Consider the following 19,959-nt stretch of genomic DNA (forward strand, 5'->3'; position numbering starts at 1 on the left):
CGCCACGCCCGCGTCCGGCCCGCGTCCGGTTAACGATCTAGATCGGACCCCAACTTCGCGTCCCAAAACAAAACGCCCCAACGGTCAACCCGTTGGGGCGTTTTTCAATCAATCCTGGCTCACACGTTCCATAACCTTGCGGGCCATGCAACGCGTGACAGACTAACGCTTAGCGTTGCGTAATCGCCTTCGCTTCACGTTGCGTGTCGCCGATGAACAGCTGACGCGGACGGCCAATCTTCTGTTCCGGATCGGCGATCATTTCGTTCCACTGTGCAATCCAGCCGACCGTACGTGCCATCGCGAAGATACACGTGAACATCGACGTCGGAATACCCAGCGCGCGCTGAACGATGCCCGAGTAGAAGTCGACGTTCGGGTACAGCTTGCGCGACACGAAGTATTCGTCTTCCAGCGCGATCTTTTCCAGCGCCATGGCCAGCTTGAACAGCGGGTCATCGTGCAGGCCCAGTTCTTCCAGCACTTCGTGGCAGGTTTCGCGCATCAGCTTCGCACGCGGATCGTAGTTCTTGTAGACGCGGTGACCGAAGCCCATCAGCTTCACGCCCGAGTTCTTGTCCTTCACCTGCTTGATGAACTCAGGAATGTTGTCGACCGAGCCGATTTCTTCCAGCATGTTCAGTGCGGCTTCGTTCGCACCACCGTGCGCCGGGCCCCACAGGCAGGCGATACCGGCAGCGATACACGCGAACGGGTTAGCGCCCGACGAACCCGCGAGACGCACAGTCGAGGTCGATGCATTCTGTTCGTGGTCTGCGTGCAGGATCAGGATGCGGTCCAGCGCGCGCACCAGCACGTCGTTGACCTTGTACTCTTCGCACGGGTTCGAGAACATCATGTGCATGAAGTTCGCGCTGTACGAGAGGTCGTTCTTCGGGTACGCAAACGGCTGGCCGATGCTGTACTTGTACGCCATCGCGACCAGCGTGGGCAGCTTCGCGATCATGCGAATGGCCGACACTTCACGGTGACGCGGGTTATTGATGTCGAGCGAGTCGTGATAGAACGCCGACAGCGCGCCAACTGCAGCAACCAGAATCGCCATCGGGTGCGCGTCACGGCGGAAACCGCGGAAGAAGAAGTGCATTTGCTCATGCACCATTGTGTGATTCGTGACGGTCTTCACGAACTCTTCTTTTTGCTGCACGTTCGGCAGCTCGCCCTTCAGCAGCAGATAGCAGGTTTCGAGGAAGTCAGCGTTTTCCGCGAGGTTGTCGATCGGGTAGCCGCGGTACAGCAGCTCACCCTTGTCGCCGTCGATGTACGTGATCGCCGAATTGCAAGCCGCCGTCGACATGAAGCCCGGGTCGTACGTGAACTTGCCGGTCTGGCCGTACAGTTTGCGGATGTCGATCACGTCCGGGCCGAGAGTGCCCTTGTAAATCGGCATTTCAACGCTCGGCGAATTGTCGCTGAACGATAGCGTGGCTTTAACATCTGACGGGGTCATAGCACATCCTCAATCGAAGTATGGAAACAGGGTTTCGATAATTGCACGCCTGGAACAACGAACCAGCGGCGCCCAGCCCAAGGCGCTCAAGCGTTGCGCAGCAGCTCCAGCACCCGGATCAGATCCGGGTCGTCGGCAAGGTCGCCTTCCGGTTCCTTGCGTACGAGCAGCAAGTCCATCAGGTCGTTATCGCTCAGCTCGAGCAGGCGGGTGAGTGCGCCTACGTCGGCGTCGCTGAGGTCATGCTCATATCGGCTGAAAAAACGTTCAAAGATCAGATCGTTTTCCAGCAAGCCGCGCCGCGCGCGCCAGCGAAGGCGCGCGCGGCGAAGAGGGTCGGACTGATGCGATGTCTGGTCCATCTCAAACAGCGCGGCGAACCATCAATTCCTTGATCTTGCCAATCGCCTTGGTCGGGTTCAGGCCCTTCGGGCAAACATCGACGCAATTCATGATCGTATGGCAACGGAACAGACGGTACGGATCTTCCAGGTTGTCGAGGCGTTCACCGGTCGCTTCGTCGCGGCTGTCCGCGATGAAACGATAGGCTTGCAACAGGCCTGCCGGACCGACGAACTTGTCCGGATTCCACCAGAAGCTCGGGCACGAGGTCGAGCAGCTTGCGCACAGAATACATTCGTACAGGCCGTCCAGCTCGTCGCGTTCTTCCGGCGACTGCAGACGTTCCTTTTCCGGCGGCGGCGTATCGTTGATCAGGTACGGCTTGATCGAGTGATACTGATTGAAGAACTGCGTGAAGTCGCAGATCAGATCGCGCACGACGGGCAGGCCCGGCAGCGGACGCAGCACGATCTTCTGCGGCAGGTCGTTCATGTTCTGCAAGCAGGCGAGACCATTCTTGCCGTTGATGTTCATTGCGTCCGAACCGCACACGCCTTCGCGGCACGAACGACGGAACGACAAGGTTTCGTCCATCGCTTTCAGCTTGAGCAGCGCGTCGAGCAGCATGCGCTCGTGCGAGTCGATTTCGATCTCGTACGTTTGCATGCGCGGTGCTGCGTCCTTGTCCGGATCGTAGCGGTAGATTTCAAATGTACGCTTGGCCATTTCTGAATTCCTTTGACTTGTGCCTTAGAACGTCCGCGCTTTCGGCGGAACCGATTCGACCGTCAGCGGTTGCATGTGAACCGGCTTGTAGTCGAGGCGATCGGCTTCGCTGAACCACAGCGTATGGCGCATCCAGTTTTCGTCGTCGCGATGTTCGAAATCGTTTTGTGCGTGGGCGCCGCGGCTTTCCTTGCGGGCTTCGGCGGAGACCATCGTGGCGCGTGCCACTTCGATCAGGTTCGCCACTTCCAGCGCCTCGATGCGGGCCGTGTTGAACACCTTCGACTTGTCCTTCAGATGGATGTTGTCGACGCGTTCAGCCACGTCGCGAATCTTCTGGACGCCTTCGGCCAGCAGCGCCGAGGTGCGGAACACGCCGGCGTGAGCCTGCATCGTCGAGCGGATGTCGTTCGCGACGCTTTGCGCGTATTCGCCCGACGACGACTTGTCCAGCTTATCCAGACGCGACAGCGCGAAATCAGCGGCGTCAGCCGGCAGAGGCTTGTGATCCTTGATTTCCCTCACGTGCTTGACGATGTGGTTGCCGGCCGCGCGGCCGAACACCACCAGGTCGAGCAGCGAGTTCGTGCCGAGACGGTTCGCACCGTGCACCGACACGCACGAGCATTCGCCCACTGCGTAGAAACCGTTGACCGGCTCTTCGTGACCGCGCGACGTACCCACGACCTGGCCGTGAATGTTCGTCGGGATACCGCCCATCTGATAGTGGATGGTCGGTACGACCGGAATCGGCTCTTTAATACAGTCGACGTTCGCGAACTTCATGGCGATTTCGCGGATCGACGGCAGACGCTTCATGATCGTCTCGGCGCCGATGTGCGACAGGTCGAGCAGCACGTGATCCTTGTTCGGACCCACGCCGCGGCCTTCCTTGATTTCCTGGTCCATCGAACGCGAAACGAAGTCGCGCGGCGCCAGATCCTTCAGCGTGGGCGCGTAGCGTTCCATGAAACGCTCGCCATTCGAGTTACGCAGAATGCCGCCTTCACCACGCACGCCTTCGGTAATCAGCACGCCCGCGCCGGCCACGCCGGTGGGGTGGAATTGCCAGAATTCCATGTCCTGCAGTGCGATGCCCGAACGCGCGGCCATGCCCAGGCCGTCACCGGTGTTGATGAACGCATTCGTGGATGCCGCGAAGATCCGGCCTGCGCCGCCCGTAGCGAACAGCGTGGTCTTGCCTTCGAGAATGTAGACGTCGCCGGTTTCCATTTCCAGCGCGGTCACGCCAAGCACGTCGCCGTCGGCGTCGCGGATCAGATCCAGCGCCATCCATTCGACGAAGAACTGCGTCTTGGCGGCAACGTTCTGCTGATACAGCGTATGCAGCAGCGCGTGACCGGTACGGTCAGCGGCCGCGCAAGCGCGTTGCACCGGCTTTTCGCCGTAGTTGGCGGTGTGGCCGCCGAACGGGCGCTGATAGATCGTGCCGTCCGCATTGCGGTCGAACGGCATGCCCATGTGTTCCAGTTCGTAGACAGCGTTCGGCGCTTCGCGGCACATGAACTCGATCGCGTCCTGGTCGCCGAGCCAGTCGGAACCTTTGATCGTGTCGTAGAAGTGATAGTGCCAATTGTCTTCGCTCATGTTGCCGAGCGATGCGCCGATGCCGCCTTGAGCCGCCACCGTGTGCGAACGCGTTGGGAACACCTTGGACAGCACGCAGACCGACAGACCGGCGCGCGCGAGTTGCAGCGAAGCGCGCATCCCCGAGCCGCCCGCACCGACGATAACCACGTCAAACTTGCGACGCGGCAGAGAATTCTTGATTGCAGCCATTCTTTTACACTCTCCAGAGAATCTGCGCAGCGTAGCCCGCACACGCGAGCAGCCAGACGATCGTCAGCGCTTGAAGCAACAGGCGGATGCCAACGGGCTTCACATAGTCCATCCAGATGTCGCGGATACCAACCCACGCGTGATAGAACAGCGACAGCAGCGTGACAAACGTGGCGAGCTTCATCCATTGCGTCGCGAAGATCGACGCCCAGCCGTCATACGAGAAATCGCGCGCGCCGAAGAACCATGCGAGCAGGATCACCGTGTAGACGGCCATGATGCAGGCGGTAATGCGCTGGGCGAGCCAGTCGCGCAGACCGTAATGTGCGCCGACGACGAGACGCTTCGGACCGATTCGGTTATTAGCTGACATTTTTTTAGAATGCTCCGAAGAGTTTGAGCGCAAAAGCAATCGTCAGAAGCGACGAAACGACCAGAACGACGATGGAAGTTTGCTTGCCCTTCTCTTTGGTCGTGAGGCCGTGGCTTGTGTCCATGAACAGGTGACGGACACCGGCGCAGAAGTGAAACAGGAAGGCCCACGCCAGAACGAGCGTGATCAGCTTGACGATGATGTTGGACAGGAAGCCTTTGAACACTTCGAAGCTAAGTTCGGAAGTGAGGCTTTGATCGAAGAGGTACAGCAGGAACGGAAGAAAAACAAAAAGCAGACCACCGCTCAGGCGGTGCAAGATCGATACTCGCCCCGCTAGAGGAAGACGGTATGCCGTCAATATTTGCCCGATACCGATGTTCCGGAATTCCGGCCTCGGTTTTTTTACGGCTTCAGCCATGCTAGACCCCTACTATGTAGTCACACTAATCCGCAATTTTAGCGCCTTTTTATATCGCGCTGCAGCGGAAACCACCACAGGACCGTTACAGCATGCGCGATAAAGACGCCTTCAAACAGGCGCATGCGTGAGACGCAACGCCTTCATTCAGCCCGATTCAGCTCAGATCGTTCTGATAGTAATACCCGGTTGTGACATACCAACCTCGCCTGACTTCAACCGGCCGGTCTCCATAGGTATAGGACACGCGCTCAACCGAAAGCAATGGAAAACCAGTGGGCACATGCAGCAGATCGGCCACTGAAGGCTCGGCTGCCACCGCGCGGATCTTCTCGGTTGCGCGAATCATGCGGGTGCCGAATTCCGTCTCGAACATCGCGTAGAGGGGACCTTTATACTCCGATAGGCGTTCGAGCGTCAGCCCGCGGAACACCGCGCCGGGTAGCCAGATTTCGTCGAGTACGGTGACCTCGCCGTCGAACTGCAGCAAGCGCTTGATCAGCACCACCGGATCGGCGGGTTTCAGGTCGAGCTGCCGAGCGATGTCCGCCGAAGCGCGCAAACGCCGGCACTCGAGCAAACGGCTGACGTGCGGATGCTCCGCGCCGTCGTCGGCCAGTAATCTGAGGAAGCGAAACTGGGCGCGGTCTTCGTTGTGCGTTGCAACAAAAGTACCCTTGCCCTGGCGGCGTACCAGCAGGTTGTCGGCCGCAAGTTCGTCGATCGCCTTGCGCACTGTTCCCTGACTGACCTTGTATCTCGCCGCCAATTCGACTTCACTAGGAATGATCTCGCCGGGCTTCCATTCACCGGTTTCGAGGCTCTGCGTAATCAAGCCCTTGATCTGCTGATACAAGGGGCTGAAAGTAGGCGACGTGGCGGGTGTGGCAGCGGATACACCCTCGCCCGCGGCGCCATGGCCGCTCGGATTCGTGGTGTTCGCCGGGTTCGAAGTCATCCGCGCATTTCATCATAAAGGGCCCGGCCGCGTCTAGGGATTTCCCTGCAACAGATATGTCTTATATAAGACATAAGATAATGTTGACTTTGTGCCTCCTGACTCCTACACTCCTTGTCGAGCAAGGGTTTGCGGGTTTTTCGGCGGCATGTTTTCATGCAGCATCGCGATGCGCCAGCAGCCACTCTGCACCACGCCGTTCCCTCGCAGTTCAGGTTTCGCCGCCGCCATCCATTGGTCAGACGCCCGCCGAAACGCGCTGTTTGCAGGAGCCCGCACCGTGCAGCGGCTACCCGGCGTCCGATGTCCCGCTCCTCGTGCAGCAGTACAGATTTCCGGCATGGCGGTCGTGCCGCAAGGCGCCGCACGGCCTCGGCAAAGATTCCGAGCCGTACGCGAACAGTGCATTCCGCCGTGTTTCACAACGCTTCGCTGAACGCGCATATAGAATGGCGTTTTCCCTAGCGTCTAACGCATCGTCCTGGAGATTTCTCAATGGCTAAGCCCGCAAAGCGCGTTGCCGTCACCGGCGCCGCAGGTCAAATCGCTTACTCCCTGCTGTTCCGCATCGCCAATGGCGATCTGCTCGGCAAGGATCAGCCGGTGGTCCTGCAACTGCTCGACCTGCCGCAAGCGCAAGCCGCCGTCAAAGGCGTCGTGATGGAACTGGATGATTGCGCATTCCCGCTGCTGTCGGGTGTCGTGATCACTGACGATCCGAAGGTTGCATTCAAAGATGCCGACGTGGCCCTGCTGGTCGGCGCCCGTCCGCGTTCAAAAGGCATGGAACGCAAGGATCTGCTGTCGGCCAACGCCGAAATCTTCACGGTTCAGGGCAAGGCGCTGAACGAAGTCGCGAGCCGCGACGTGAAGGTGCTGGTGGTCGGCAACCCGGCCAACACCAACGCGTACATCGCCATGAAGTCGGCACCGGATCTGCCGAAGAAGAACTTCACCGCCATGCTGCGTCTGGACCACAACCGCGCGCTGTCGCAACTGGCCGCCAAGTCGGGCAAGCCGGTCGCTTCGATCGAAAAGCTGGCGGTGTGGGGCAACCACTCGCCGACCATGTACCCGGATTTCCGCGTTGCAACAGCAGAAGGGCAGGACCTGACCAAGCTGATCAACGACGAAGAATGGAACCGCAACACGTTCATCCCGACCGTCGGCAAGCGCGGTGCAGCGATCATCGAAGCGCGCGGCCTGTCGTCGGCAGCGTCGGCAGCGAACGCGGCGATCGACCACGTGCGTGACTGGGTGCTCGGCACGAACGGCAAGTGGGTCACCATGGGTATCCCGTCGGACGGTTCGTATGGCATTCCGGAAGACATCATCTACGGTGTGCCAGTCACGTGCGAAAACGGCGAGTACAAGCGTGTTGAAGGCCTCGCCATCGACGCGTTCTCGCGCGAAAAGATGGACGGCACGCTGAACGAGTTGCTTGAAGAGCGCGACGGCGTTCAACATCTGCTCGGCTAAGCGGCTGATGCAGACGAACCGGAACTCCAAAGCATTGATCGCGGCGGGTTCCGGTTTTTTACGTGCGAATGCAGGTATGGCGTTTTGCTCCACCGGCATTCGCACCTGATCCGAACGCGTTTTGCGTGGCTGCCTGACAGAGTCCAGCAGAGCGCGTTCGAATCAGACTTCTTCAAACACTATCAGAACCCCTGACGCCGACGATGCGCGCCCTCACACCCGCCGAAGTGCTGTTTGACGGCGAAGTGCCGCCCGCTGTGCTGCCTGCCTGCGATCACTACGCCGGCAGCGAAAAGCTGATGCTGAAATCGCTCGCGTTGCAGCAGCAACTCGGCCCGGTGTTCGACATCACACTCGATTGCGAAGACGGCGCACGGGTTGGCCATGAAGTGGAACACGCGGAACTGGTCGCCTCGCTGCTGGGCAGCGCGCATGATCACTTCGGCCGCGTCGGCGTGCGGATTCACGACTTCGATCACCCGCACTGGCGTGACGACGTGCGTCTCATTCTCCGCGCCGCCAAGCGAGCGCCTGCTTACATCACCCTGCCGAAAATCCGCAATGTGCCGGACGCCGCCGAAATGTGCGCGTTCATCGAGGCAACGCGGCGCGAACTCGGCATTGCTCAGCCCGTACCCGTGCAACTGCTGGTCGAAACCCATGGCGCACTGACGCGCGTGTTCGATCTGGCCGCGCTGCCGGCCGTCGAGGCCCTGAGCTTCGGCCTGATGGACTTCGTCTCCGCGCACAACGGCGCGATTCCCGATACCGCGATGCGTTCGCCCGGCCAGTTCGATCATCCGTTGGTGCGGCGCGCCAAGCTCGAGATTTCAGCGGCCTGTCACGCGCACGGCAAAGTGCCGTCGCATAACGTCAGTACGGAAGTGCGCGACATGAGCGTGGTGGCGAGCGACGCCACCCGCGCCCGCAACGAATTCGGTTACACGCGGATGTGGAGCATCCATCCGTCACAGATCGAGGCGATAGTTGCAGCGTTTGCACCGCGCGACGAAGAAATCACCACGGCCACCGAAATCCTGCTGGCCGCTCAAGCCGCGCAATGGGGACCGACACGTCATCACGACACGCTGCACGACCGGGCCAGCTATCGCTACTACTGGTCGGTGCTGCGTCGCGCGCAGGCCACGGGCCGGGTCGTCCCACAAGACGCCGCGCCGCTCTTCACGGAAGTGGGCGCTAACGGGCAATCCGCATCATGAGTACGACAATCCGCGTGGCAGAAGCCATGAGCAAGCACAAAGGAGATTGCGGGAGATGAGCGAGACAACGCAAACCGCCGGCGCACAAGGCGAGAACGGAGCCCAGAGCGGCTTCAAACCGAAGAAATCCGTCGCGCTGTCCGGCGTGACCGCGGGCAACACCGCGCTGTGCACGGTCGGCAAGACGGGCAACGATCTGCACTACCGCGGCTATGACATTCTCGATATCGCCGGCGCGTGCGAGTTCGAAGAGATCGCCTACCTGCTGGTCCACGAAAAACTGCCGACGCAAGCCGAGCTGACCGCGTACAAGACGAAGCTGAAAGCGCTGCGCGGCCTGCCCGCCAACGTGAAAGCCGCGCTGGAATGGATTCCGGCCGCCGCTCACCCGATGGACGTGATGCGCACCGGCGTGTCGGTGCTCGGCACCGTGCTGCCCGAGAAGGACGACCACAACCTGCCGGGCGCGCGCGATATCGCCGACAAGCTGATGGCCTCACTCGGTTCGATGCTGCTGTACTGGTATCACTACTCGCACAACGGCAAGCGCATCGAGGTCGAAACCGACGACGATTCGATCGGCGGCCACTTCCTGCATCTGCTGCACGGCACGGAGCCGTCGAAGGCATGGGTCGACGCGATGCACGTGTCGCTGAACCTGTACGCCGAGCATGAATTCAACGCCTCGACATTTACCGGCCGCGTGATCGCGGGCACGGGCTCGGACATCTATTCGGCGATCACCGGCGCGATCGGCGCGCTGCGCGGGCCGAAGCACGGCGGCGCCAACGAAGTGGCGTTCGAGATCCAGTCGCGCTATCAAACGCCTGACGAAGCCGAAGCGGACATCCGCAAGCGCGTCGAGAACAAGGAAGTGGTGATCGGCTTCGGCCACCCGGTGTACACGATCTCCGACCCGCGCAACAAGGTCATCAAGGAAATCGCGAAAAAGCTTTCGAAGGAAGCGGGCAACACCAAGCTGTTCAATATCGCCGAGCGACTTGAAACAGTGATGGCAGATGTGAAAAAGATGTTTCCAAATCTCGACTGGTTCAGCGCGGTGTCGTATCACATGATGGGCGTGCCGACGGCGATGTTCACGCCGCTGTTCGTGATCGCCCGCACGGCTGGCTGGAGCGCGCACATCATCGAGCAGCGCGTCGACAACAAGATCATCCGCCCGAGCGCGAATTACACCGGCCCCGAGAATTTGAAGTTTGTGCCGCTAAATAGGAGAAAATAGCGGTCGCTGTGCGCTTTCGAAGCGCGTGCAGTTCAACCCCGCGGTTGCCAGGACCGGTAGCCCGCGTACTGTTCAACTGAAACTAGATAGAAAGGTTTTCTCCATGAATAAGCTGTTGATCGCTGCCGTAGTCGGCGCTCTGTCCACGACGATGCTGACCGTTGCGACCGATGCCGTTGCGCAAACCACCACGCCGGCCACCAAGGCTGTGCCGAAGAAGCCGCAACCGAAACGTCTGATCAAGCGCAAACCGAACCCAGCCAAGGAAGCGAAGGTCGATCCGGTGCCGGAAGGCGCGGAAAAGTGGTCGTGCAACGAAGGTCTGGCCTTCGAACTGAAGGGCGACATGAAGCGTGACCAGATCGTCACCGTCCACTGGGCTAACAAAAATTACAATCTGCCGCGTGAAGCGACCACCACGGGGGCAGACCGCTTCCACGACGCTTCAACGGGTATGGATCTCGTCGTGATCCCGACGAAGGCCATGCTGTTCTCGGACAAGGACAGCTCGCGTCTGGCCGACGAGTGCAAGACGGCAGCGATGCAGCAAGGCGCACCGGCTCCGACGCAATCGAACGCGATCGACAAGACCACCAACTAATCAGTTACATCAGGAAGGCTCCCCGATGTCCGCTCCGATTTCCAACGTGCGACCCGCCCCGGACCCAGTCCTGGTCGATATCGTCGACTACGTGCTGGATTTTCAGATCGACAGCACGCTCGCGCTGGAAACCGCGCGTCACTGCCTGATCGATACGCTCGGTTGCGGACTCGAGGCGCTCACCTACCCTGCCTGCACCAAGCTGATGGGACCGATCGTGCCGGGCACGATCGTCCCCAATGGCGCGAAGGTGCCTGGCACGTCGTTCCAGCTGGACCCGGTTCAGGCCGCCTTCAACATCGGCGCAATGATCCGCTGGCTGGACTTCAACGACACCTGGCTTGCCGCAGAATGGGGGCATCCGTCGGATAACCTCGGCGGCATTCTGGCGACAGCCGACTGGCTCTCGCGCAGTGCCATCGCAGCGGGCAAAGAGCCGCTGACGATGAAAGACGTGTTGATCGGCATGATCAAGGCGCACGAAATTCAAGGCTGTATCGCGCTCGAAAACTCCTTCAACAAGGTCGGGCTCGATCATGTATTGCTGGTGAAACTGGCTTCCACCGCGGTGGTCGGCCAGTTGATCGGTTTGACCCGCGATGAGTTGATCAACGCGGTGTCGCAGGCGTTTGTCGATGGACATGCGCTGCGCACGTACCGCCATGCGCCGAATACCGGCTCACGCAAGTCGTGGGCCGCGGGCGACGCGACTTCGCGCGCCGTGCGTCTCGCGCTGATCGCGAAGACCGGCGAGATGGGCTATCCGTCGGTGCTGAGCGCGAAGACGTGGGGCTTTTACGACGTGCTCTTCAAGGGCAACGCGTTCAGATTCCAGCGTCCGTACGGCTCGTACGTGATGGAAAACGTGCTCTTCAAGATTTCTTTTCCGGCAGAATTCCATGCGCAAACGGCCGTGGAAGCGGCGATGAAGCTGCACGCGCAACTTGCGGCTCAAGGCAAACGCGTGGAAGACATCAGCAGGATCACGATCCGCACGCACGAAGCCGCGATTCGCATCATCGATAAGAAAGGCCCCCTGAACAATCCGGCCGACCGCGATCATTGCATTCAGTACATGATCGCCGTGCCGCTGATCCACGGCCGCCTCACGGCTGCGGACTATGAAGATTCGATCGCGCAGGACGCGCGACTCGATGTACTGCGCGCGAAGATGGAATGCGTCGAAGACGCGCAGTTCACGAAGGATTACCACGACCCCGAGAAGCGTTCGATCGCCAATGCACTGACGATCGAATTCAACGACGGGTCGACGTTCGACGAAGTCGTAGTCGAATACCCGATCGGTCACAAGCGTCGGCGCGAAGACGGGATTCCGTTATTGGTCGAGAAGTTCAGGACCAATCTCGCGCGCCGCTTTCCGGTCAAGCAACAACTGGCGATTCTCGACGTGTCGCTGGATCAGGCAAGGCTCGAAGCCATGTCGGTCAATGAATACGTCGATCTGTACGTCATCTAGTTAAGTACTGTAGTTCCGCGATCAAACCAAGGAAAACACCATGGCCCACAACCTCCACAAAACGCTCAAGGAATTCGACAGCGGTTCCGGCAAAGGCAAGTTCTACTCCCTGCCGCAACTCGGCAAGGCACTGAACATCAAGATCGACCGCCTGCCGGTTTCGATCCGAATCGTGCTGGAATCGGTGCTGCGTAACTACGACGGCAAGAAAATCGCCGAAGAACACATCGAGCAACTCGCGAACTGGAAGCCGACCGCAGCGCGCGTCGACGAAATTCCGTTCGTCGTGTCGCGCGTCGTGCTGCAAGACTTTACCGGTGTGCCGCTGCTCGCCGACATCGCTGCCATGCGCGGTGTCGCGAAACACATGGGCAAGGATCCGAAGTCGATCGAACCGCTGGTCCCGGTCGATCTCGTAGTCGATCACTCGGTGCAGATCGATCACTTCCGCGAAAAGAATGCGCTCGACCTGAACATGAAACTGGAATTCCAGCGCAACAACGAGCGCTACCAGTTCATGAAGTGGGGCATGCAGGCATTCGACACGTTCAAGGTCGTGCCGCCGGGCGTCGGTATTGTTCACCAGGTGAACCTGGAATACCTCGCACGCGGCGTGCACAAGAAGGCCGAAGGCGCGGACACGGTGTACTACCCGGATTCGCTGGTCGGCACCGACAGCCACACCACCATGATCAACGGTATCGGCGTGGTGGGCTGGGGCGTGGGCGGTATCGAAGCGGAAGCCGGCATGCTCGGCCAGCCGGTGTACTTCCTCACGCCGGACGTGGTGGGCGTCGAACTGAAGGGCAAGCTGCGTGAAGGCCTGACGGCGACCGACCTGGTTCTGACCGTGACCGAACTGCTGCGTAAGGAAAAGGTTGTCGGCAAGTTCGTCGAATTCTTCGGCGAAGGCACGAAGTCGCTGTCGCTGCCGGATCGGGCGACGATCGGCAACATGGCGCCGGAATACGGCGCAACCATGGGCTTCTTCCCAGTCGACGAAAAAACCATCGACTACTTCAAGGGCACGGGCCGCACCGACGCAGAAATCTCCGCCTTCGAAAACTACTTCAAGGCGCAGGGTCTGTTCGGTATTCCGAAGGCTGGCCAGATCGACTACACCAAGGTCGTCACGCTGGATCTCGGCACGGTAACGCCGTCGCTGGCAGGTCCGAAGCGCCCGCAAGACCGTATCGAAATCGGTCACGTGAAGTCGACCTTCAGCGACCTGTTCTCGAAGCCGGTGGCGGAAAACGGCTTTGCGAAGAAGTCAGAAGACCTCGACGCGCAATACACGACGAGCAACGGCGTCGACGTGAAGAACGGCGACATCCTGATCGCGGCCATCACGTCGTGCACGAACACGTCGAACCCGAGCGTGCTGCTGGCCGCTGGTCTGCTGGCGAAGAAGGCTGTGGAAGCCGGCCTGACGGTGGCTCCGCACATCAAGACCTCGCTGGCGCCGGGATCGCGCATCGTCACGGAATACCTGACGAAGACCGACTTGATGCAGTACCTCGACAAGCTCGGTTTCACGCTGGCCGCCTACGGTTGCACGACCTGTATCGGTAACGCGGGCGATCTGACGCCGGAACTGAACGAAGCGATCACGAAGAACGACATCGTCGCGGCAGCGGTGCTGTCGGGCAACCGCAACTTCGAAGCGCGTATTCACCCGAACATCCGCGCGAACTTCCTGGCTTCGCCGCCGCTGGTCGTCGCTTACGCGATCGCCGGCAACATCACGCGCGACCTGATGACCGAGCCGGTCGGCAAGGGCAAGGGCGGCAAGGACATCTACCTGGGCGACATTTGGCCGACCAGCGAAGAAGTCAACGAACTGCTCAAGTTCGCGCTGGACGCAGACGCGTTCCGCAAGAACTACTCGGCGCTGACCAAGAAGGGCGACCTGTGGAGCAAGATCGAAGGCGAAGAAGGTCAAGTCTACGACTGGCCGAAGTCGACTTACATCGCTGAGCCGCCGTTCTTCGGCAAGGACTTCTCGATGACGCCGGCCGACAGCATCGCTCCGGTCAAGAACGCACGTGCACTGGGCATCTTCGGTGACTCGGTCACAACCGACCACATCAGCCCGGCTGGCTCGATCAAGGAAGACTCGCCAGCAGGCAAGTGGCTGAAGGCAAACGGCGTGCAGAAGGCCGACTTCAACAGCTACGGCTCGCGCCGCGGCAACCACGACGTGATGATGCGCGGCACGTTCGCCAACGTCCGGATCAAGAACCTGATGATCCCGGCGAAGGCGGATGGCTCGCGCGTGGAAGGCGGCCTGACGATTCACCAGCCGAGCGGCGAGCAGGAATCGATCTATGACGCAGCGATGAAGTACATCGACGCCGGCACGCCGACCGTCGTGTTCGCGGGCGAAGAGTACGGCACGGGCTCGTCGCGTGACTGGGCTGCGAAGGGTACGCAACTGCTGGGCGTGAAGGCTGTGGTCGCACGCAGCTTCGAGCGGATCCACCGTTCGAACCTCGTCGGCATGGGCGTGCTGCCGCTGCAGTTCAAGGGCACGGACAGCGTGCAATCGCTCGGCATCACCGGCGAAGAAACGTACGACATCGAAGGCCTGGGCGCGGACTTCAAGCCGCAACAGGAAGTGACGCTGGTGATTCGCGGCAAGGATGGCAAAGAGAAGCGTGTTGCCGTGCTGCTGCGTATCGATACGCCGATCGAAGTGGACTACTACAAGCACGGCGGGATTCTGCCGTTCGTGCTGCGTTCGTTGTTGGCTGCGTAAGGTATTCGCTTACGCAAGCAGTCACTGCGATCTGTTTTGCAGGGGCTGCGTCCTGTGGAGGACGCAGCCGACTTTGGAAGCCCGGCTTTGGCCGGGCTTTTTTTATGACTCCGCGCGCTTCTGCTGTTACTTGAATGCGTCCGGGTTGTCGGTGATCCTGCGTTGGGTCATGCGGGCATTCCAGCTGGTGTCGGACCGCACGCTTGCACGGATGGTCGGGGCCGGACGATGTTGCTGGGCAGCCCAGTTCATCCACGACGCGTCCTCTGTCGAAGCATCGTCACGTGGTGCGCTGGCGTTGGCGGCCCATTCGGGCTGCTTCGACACCGCGGGCTGGCTAGCGGGATGAGTAGCGCGGTTCAGCGCCACGCGTTCGTCCACATGCGTTTTGGACAGGCGCATGGCCTCGACCGGCTTGACGGTTTTCTTCGCCGGCGTCGCGGTAATGTCGGTGCGGGCTACGACCTGATCCGTTCGCTTGGACGCGACAGCAGACGACGGGACCGACGGTGCGGGATGGCGCGTCGGCCCGGCTTGCTCATCGCGTTGCGCCTCCGGCGAGTCGGCACTTGCCTGAGCCACTGGCGCCGCACTCGCGACCACCTCGACCGGCAAGGCCGGCTTCCTCTCTGCGGCAATCTCAGCTTGCCTGGTGGCAACGGCCGGCGTAACCGCCGCCGCTTTCGTATGTTCCGCGTCCTTCATCGAGCAGGTGACGAGCAGCCAAGTCAGCGCAATCGTGCAACCGGCAAAAATACCTGCCGCCAGCAGGTGGTCCGAGCGCGACGAACGCGCAGAAACCTTGCCTGCCTCCAGATAGCGCTTCGCTTCCGCCATCGCCGCATCAAAACGATGGGAATCCGGGCGTTGCGGCGGCGTCTTGTAGAACAAAATATGCTTTACGCCCGGGGGAAACGGACTCGGACGAGCCTGTTGGGGCTTGCGCTGCACGGCATCCTGGATCGCCTGTTGCGCTGCGGTCCGCGCCTTATGCCGCCGCGAGCCGAAAGGGGGCGGCAAGCCATCGAACGGCCGCGGCTTCGGGATCGCCAGATTGCCTTCGATCAAGGCCAGCGGTCGGTTCATCATAGGGTGCTCCGGTGTGGGTCGATCGCTGCGTCAAGTTGCGTGACCAAAGTCCTGGCGCGAGTCATGAGCGCGTGGATGACAACGACATCGTGTTCCAGCGGTGCGACACTGGCGCGCCGCAGCGCTTCCATCAAACTGCGCGCACCGACCAACCCTACGGCTCCGCTCAATCTATGCAGCAAGGTGCGCTGCCCGGCGATGTCGCCCTGGCGAATCAGACTGCTCAGGTGCTCCAGATCGTCGTCCATGGAATGGCGCCAGGCGCTCAGAAACGTGTGGAGATTGATGCCCTCTTCAGACAATGCGTCGAGATAGCGAAGTTCGAAAGGTTCAGATAGGGCATCTGCGAATACTTCCTGTGACTGCACGGCAATGCCTGATAGGGGAGCCTGCACCTGGCGGGCCGTTTCCGCGGACAACTCCCATTGCTCAACGGTAAACGGCGCACTAAAGCTCGCGCGAGTGCTGGAATCCGAGCCAGCTGCGATGGAGAGCTCGCCTCGCATACGCTGTGCGAGTATCTGGCAGAGCGGTAAGCAGGCATCAGCGCTGCCAAACCGCTCGACTACGGACGATTCATCTGCGCTCGGCCCGAACAGTTGCAACTGAGCGGCGTGAGCGGTGTGCTTACCGGTCTCCGTCACGCTGATAAAAATGCGCTGCGAACCTGCATTCAGCGGCTCCGCCCGCACGACAAGCGAAATCTCGCCACGCGTGCTGAGTTGGATTGTGCGGTCAAGCAGGTGGAAAAATATCTGCCCGAGCCGAGCGCTATCCGCGAGAATGCGCTCGGCCACCGTTTGATCGATGGTCGAGTTCAAGCGCAAGCCGCGCAGAGCCGCAGACGGAGACAACAGCGCGATAACGCCGTCGACGAGGTCACGCAGGTTCGTCGCGGTTTCGTCGAGAACAAAGGCACGCGACTCCAGTGGCGAAGCATCCAGCAAGTCGTGGAGCGTTTGGCCCCAAGTACGCACTGCCGATTGGATCACAGGCATCTGTGCGCGTTGAGCGGACGGCATCGCTGCCGTTTCGAGAGATTCAAGCAGACCTGCCACTGCAGTCAGCGGAGCTTCTGCATAGAGGCGCATCGCGCCGAGCAGCCAGAGCCGCTCCTGCTTTGCGGCGGCGCTCGCCTGGACGGAGGTTGCGGCGCGCGCAGCCTGCTCGCGCTCCTCAGCAGCATCGCACCGGCGTGCCCATTTGTCTTCTGCACGGTGCAGTTTTTCCGCAGCGCGCCTCAGCGCAGCACGAGATAGGCACGCGCCGGCCAGTGCAACGACCGCCGGCGCCGCGAGCGCCACTAGCCACGTTTGCTGCTCGATAGCGGCATCAGTCGCGGCCGTCGCCAGTTGGCTCGCAGCATCGCGGCTACCAGGCGAACCACGCTTAAAGGACCCACTGCCAGCGGTCCCTTCGCGCGAATCAAGGTTGCGGGCCGGTTGCTCGAGTCGCCCGACTGCGTCGCGTGCGGCCAGCGCCGCGGCCGCACGCGAATCGTCGAGTTGCAGCGTCCGCGGCGTGCCGTCGACTAACGGCGCCGCGTTGGCGCGGACCGAGAGCAGGCTCAGCAGTGCAAATGCAAAGAGACAACCCAATACCGTCGCGAAACGGATCGAAGTGAGTCCCGCCGCATTGCGAGGGAATGTGTGAGAGAGGCGCGGCGTGCGACGGCGCGCACGCGCTGAAGAACCAGCCAGGTTCATTTTATTCATAGCCCGCCAAACTCAGTCGATCAGCCTGTGCAGCGACGCAAACTCGATCAGCGCGGCTAACGATGACAAACCCAGTTTTTCCTGGATGCGGCTCTTGTATGTGCTCACCGTCTTGTCGCTTAGAAACAGGCGGCTAGCAATATCCCGGTTGCTCACGCCCCGGGCGAGATATTGCAGCACTTCTACTTCACGCGCCGACAGGGCGCTCAGTCCGTTTTCAGTCGCCGAATTGGCGGTATCGGCCGGGAAGCAGTCATAGCCGAATAGCACCGTTTTTAGCGCAGTAATCAGTTCGCTGATTTCGCGCCCTTTGCCGACATAACCGTTTGCGCCAGCAACACGCGTATAGCCGGCCATGACATGTTCCGGCTTGGCTGAAAGAACGAGAATACAGATTTTGGTATTGTGTGCCCGAATACGGCGAATCATGGATAGACCATCGAGGCGCGGCAAATCGAGATCAAGAATGACGAGATCGGGATTTTCCTCCAGGACCATTTTCAGGCCGTCTTCACCGTCGCCGCATTCTCCGATCAACTCCAGTTCAGGATCGGCACGCAATACGCCAGCTATCGTGCCACGAATCATGGGGTGATCGTCAATAATCACGATTCTTTTCATTTACCGCTCCATTTCTTGATCATTAATCAATGGGCGTAAAACCGAATCGAAATAGCCCAAAAATAAAATAAGAAAAATATTAACAACAATGCTGAAACATTTTTTCGTCTCGGCGAAGTGATACTTCTGCAATATTTGCGAGAATTTTCCCACCCGATTGATTTGAAATTCCCTACGCGAAAATCGTGATTGCGAGCACCTCGAATCAACTAACCTCGAATTGCAGCGCGAAGTGCTTACTTGTCGAACGGCATGTTTGCGTATCCGGGTTGATACGAAGGTCGGGGGAGTGTGCGACGGCCATGCGCACTGTAATGGATGCGGATCAGGCGATGGCGGTGTTGCGGAACTGGAATTCGCTCGAAGTGGGCGGGATGCAGAGAGCCGGATGAAAAGCGAGCGCGAACACCGTCCGCGCTCGTGATACGTATTGCAGTACTACCGGCTAAATAGGATCGCCGGACTGGCGAGGTCCAGCGGTCACACCCGCCTTACTGGCCCTGCGGGTCCTGCTGTTGCATCTGCTGTGCATGCGGCATAGCTCGCGCCTGCGCGTTACTGCGCATGAAATCCAACTCCACGCGGCGATTCGGCGCAAGGCAGTCAATCAACGCCTGCTGGTTACGATTGTTACACTGCACCACCGGGTCGTCCTTGCCGAGACCGCGCGCCGTCATTGGCACACGCACGCCACCATTCTGCAGGTAACGCTTGACTGTGTCCGCACGCTTCGCGGACAACTGACGGTTGTAACTGTCGCTGCCGAGACGATCCGTATAGCCTTCAATTCGAATGTCCGTCACGTCGTTGGCCTGTCCCAGGTCACGAATCAGTTTATCGAGCTTGGTCCTGTCGGCCGGCAGCATGCCCGCCAGATCGCTGCGGTCGAATTTGAACGTCGCGTCACCCGACAGCGTCATCTTTTCCGGAATCGGCGAATCGATCGGCGCTGCGACCGGCGGCGGCGTGCAGGCCTCGAGTGCCGCACCAATGCCCGGCACACGCTTCTCCACGCCATCAACGATGCGCTGGCTCGCGTCGAAATCGCGTGTCCACGCTTCATGGCCGGCGCGAATCAATTCGACCTCGGAGCAGGCGGTCAGGCGCTGCGCCTCCTGGCACTGTGGGAAAAGCGGCGAAGTCTTCGCAGCGAGAATCTGTTTCCACAGATCAGGCCGGACTACCGAGGCAGTTCGCAATTCCGGATTATCGACGGACAGACCCTGACCGGTTTCAAGCGCCGTGGTCAATCCGTTCGCCTGATGCAGTGCCTCCTCGATAAAGCCCCAGCCGTCGTGGAGGGAGCGTTCATCGCGTGCGGCATTTAGCCAGCATTGCGCCTTATCACCAAAATAGTTGTTCTTACGCTCACCTAGGGCGTTCAGGCGTGTCTGCACCGCATTCAGCATGGGACCGTTCTTGGTACTGCTATAGGTTCCGATCCACTGCGGCGTAACCGCGCCGGATGGCTGGTTCTGAGTTGCGCTGAACCCTGTTTGCAGAACCGTAGGGTCCTGAATTTGCAGCCGATCGCGCGTCGCGGATGACGAACATCCTGCGAGCATCGCGGCAAGCGCGATGGCAATTAACGAATACTTCATGTCTGTTCTCATGGAAAGAGGGTCGCACGGAAGCTTCCCGTGCGACCCAGACAGCTAACGTCTT

17 protein-coding genes are annotated in these 19,959 nt (G+C 60.2%); 6 read left to right on the forward strand and 11 right to left on the reverse strand.

Features of this window, described 5'->3' with window-relative positions:
* Positions 1-169: 169 nt before the first annotated feature.
* From gltA to PQR27_RS31840, 7 genes are all read right to left on the reverse strand, one after another.
* On the reverse strand, positions 170-1,471 hold the full coding sequence (gene gltA / locus PQR27_RS31810; protein ID WP_408527528.1) for a citrate synthase: 1,302 nt from the start codon (positions 1,469-1,471) through the stop codon (positions 170-172).
* Positions 1,472-1,557: 86 nt separating this feature from the next.
* A complete protein-coding gene (locus PQR27_RS31815; protein WP_408527529.1) occupies positions 1,558-1,833 on the reverse strand; it encodes an FAD assembly factor SdhE in 276 nt (91 codons plus the stop codon).
* A gap of 1 nt (position 1,834) precedes the next feature.
* A complete protein-coding gene (locus PQR27_RS31820; RefSeq protein ID WP_054034792.1) occupies positions 1,835-2,539 on the reverse strand; it encodes a succinate dehydrogenase iron-sulfur subunit in 705 nt (234 codons plus the stop codon).
* 24 nt (positions 2,540-2,563) lie between these two features.
* Positions 2,564-4,339, reverse strand: a complete 1,776-nt coding sequence (sdhA, locus tag PQR27_RS31825) for a succinate dehydrogenase flavoprotein subunit (RefSeq protein ID WP_408527530.1) — start codon at positions 4,337-4,339, stop codon at positions 2,564-2,566.
* A 4-nt stretch (positions 4,340-4,343) separates the two neighbouring features.
* Positions 4,344-4,712, reverse strand: a complete 369-nt coding sequence (gene sdhD, locus PQR27_RS31830) for a succinate dehydrogenase, hydrophobic membrane anchor protein (RefSeq protein WP_408527531.1) — start codon at positions 4,710-4,712, stop codon at positions 4,344-4,346.
* Between the two features lie 4 nt (positions 4,713-4,716).
* Positions 4,717-5,133, reverse strand: a complete 417-nt coding sequence (gene sdhC / locus PQR27_RS31835; RefSeq protein ID WP_054034790.1) for a succinate dehydrogenase, cytochrome b556 subunit — start codon at positions 5,131-5,133, stop codon at positions 4,717-4,719.
* Between the two features lie 157 nt (positions 5,134-5,290).
* Positions 5,291-6,091: a GntR family transcriptional regulator gene (locus tag PQR27_RS31840; protein ID WP_408527532.1), complete on the reverse strand. Its 801-nt coding sequence runs from the start codon at positions 6,089-6,091 to the stop codon at positions 5,291-5,293.
* Positions 6,092-6,586: 495 nt separating this feature from the next.
* Between PQR27_RS31840 and PQR27_RS31845 the strand changes: the two genes are divergently transcribed.
* From PQR27_RS31845 to acnA, 6 genes are all read left to right on the forward strand, one after another.
* Positions 6,587-7,570: a malate dehydrogenase gene (locus PQR27_RS31845; protein ID WP_228875747.1), complete on the forward strand. Its 984-nt coding sequence runs from the start codon at positions 6,587-6,589 to the stop codon at positions 7,568-7,570.
* 203 nt (positions 7,571-7,773) lie between these two features.
* Positions 7,774-8,790 carry an HpcH/HpaI aldolase/citrate lyase family protein gene (locus tag PQR27_RS31850; protein ID WP_408527533.1) on the forward strand — a complete coding sequence of 339 codons (1,017 nt, stop codon included), beginning with the start codon at positions 7,774-7,776 and terminating at the stop codon, positions 8,788-8,790.
* Between the two features lie 55 nt (positions 8,791-8,845).
* Positions 8,846-10,033 carry a bifunctional 2-methylcitrate synthase/citrate synthase gene (gene prpC, locus PQR27_RS31855; RefSeq protein WP_408527534.1) on the forward strand — a complete coding sequence of 396 codons (1,188 nt, stop codon included), beginning with the start codon at positions 8,846-8,848 and terminating at the stop codon, positions 10,031-10,033.
* Between the two features lie 103 nt (positions 10,034-10,136).
* Positions 10,137-10,634: a hypothetical protein gene (locus tag PQR27_RS31860; RefSeq protein WP_408527535.1), complete on the forward strand. Its 498-nt coding sequence runs from the start codon at positions 10,137-10,139 to the stop codon at positions 10,632-10,634.
* Positions 10,635-10,659: 25 nt separating this feature from the next.
* On the forward strand, positions 10,660-12,111 hold the full coding sequence (locus PQR27_RS31865; protein WP_408527536.1) for a bifunctional 2-methylcitrate dehydratase/aconitate hydratase: 1,452 nt from the start codon (positions 10,660-10,662) through the stop codon (positions 12,109-12,111).
* Positions 12,112-12,151: 40 nt separating this feature from the next.
* On the forward strand, positions 12,152-14,869 hold the full coding sequence (gene acnA / locus PQR27_RS31870) for an aconitate hydratase AcnA (protein WP_408527537.1): 2,718 nt from the start codon (positions 12,152-12,154) through the stop codon (positions 14,867-14,869).
* A 126-nt stretch (positions 14,870-14,995) separates the two neighbouring features.
* Here acnA and PQR27_RS31875 read toward each other — a convergent pair whose 3' ends face one another.
* From PQR27_RS31875 to PQR27_RS31890, 4 genes are all read right to left on the reverse strand, one after another.
* Positions 14,996-15,958 carry a hypothetical protein gene (locus PQR27_RS31875; RefSeq protein WP_408527538.1) on the reverse strand — a complete coding sequence of 321 codons (963 nt, stop codon included), beginning with the start codon at positions 15,956-15,958 and terminating at the stop codon, positions 14,996-14,998.
* Positions 15,955-17,673, reverse strand: coding sequence for a sensor histidine kinase (locus tag PQR27_RS31880; RefSeq protein WP_408527539.1), 1,719 nt, complete (start codon positions 17,671-17,673; stop codon positions 15,955-15,957). Before PQR27_RS31880 ends, PQR27_RS31875 begins: the two co-directional genes overlap by 4 nt.
* Positions 17,674-17,685: 12 nt before the next feature.
* On the reverse strand, positions 17,686-18,294 hold the full coding sequence (locus tag PQR27_RS31885) for a response regulator (RefSeq protein ID WP_408527540.1): 609 nt from the start codon (positions 18,292-18,294) through the stop codon (positions 17,686-17,688).
* 491 nt (positions 18,295-18,785) lie between these two features.
* The gene (locus PQR27_RS31890) at positions 18,786-19,895 is read right to left on the reverse strand and encodes an OmpA family protein (protein ID WP_408527541.1); all 1,110 of its coding nucleotides are present in this window, start codon (positions 19,893-19,895) and stop codon (positions 18,786-18,788) included.
* Positions 19,896-19,959 lie beyond the last annotated feature (64 nt).

The sequence above is a fragment of the Paraburkholderia fungorum genome (genome assembly GCF_046027215.1).
Classification (GTDB): domain Bacteria; phylum Pseudomonadota; class Gammaproteobacteria; order Burkholderiales; family Burkholderiaceae; genus Paraburkholderia; species Paraburkholderia fungorum_D.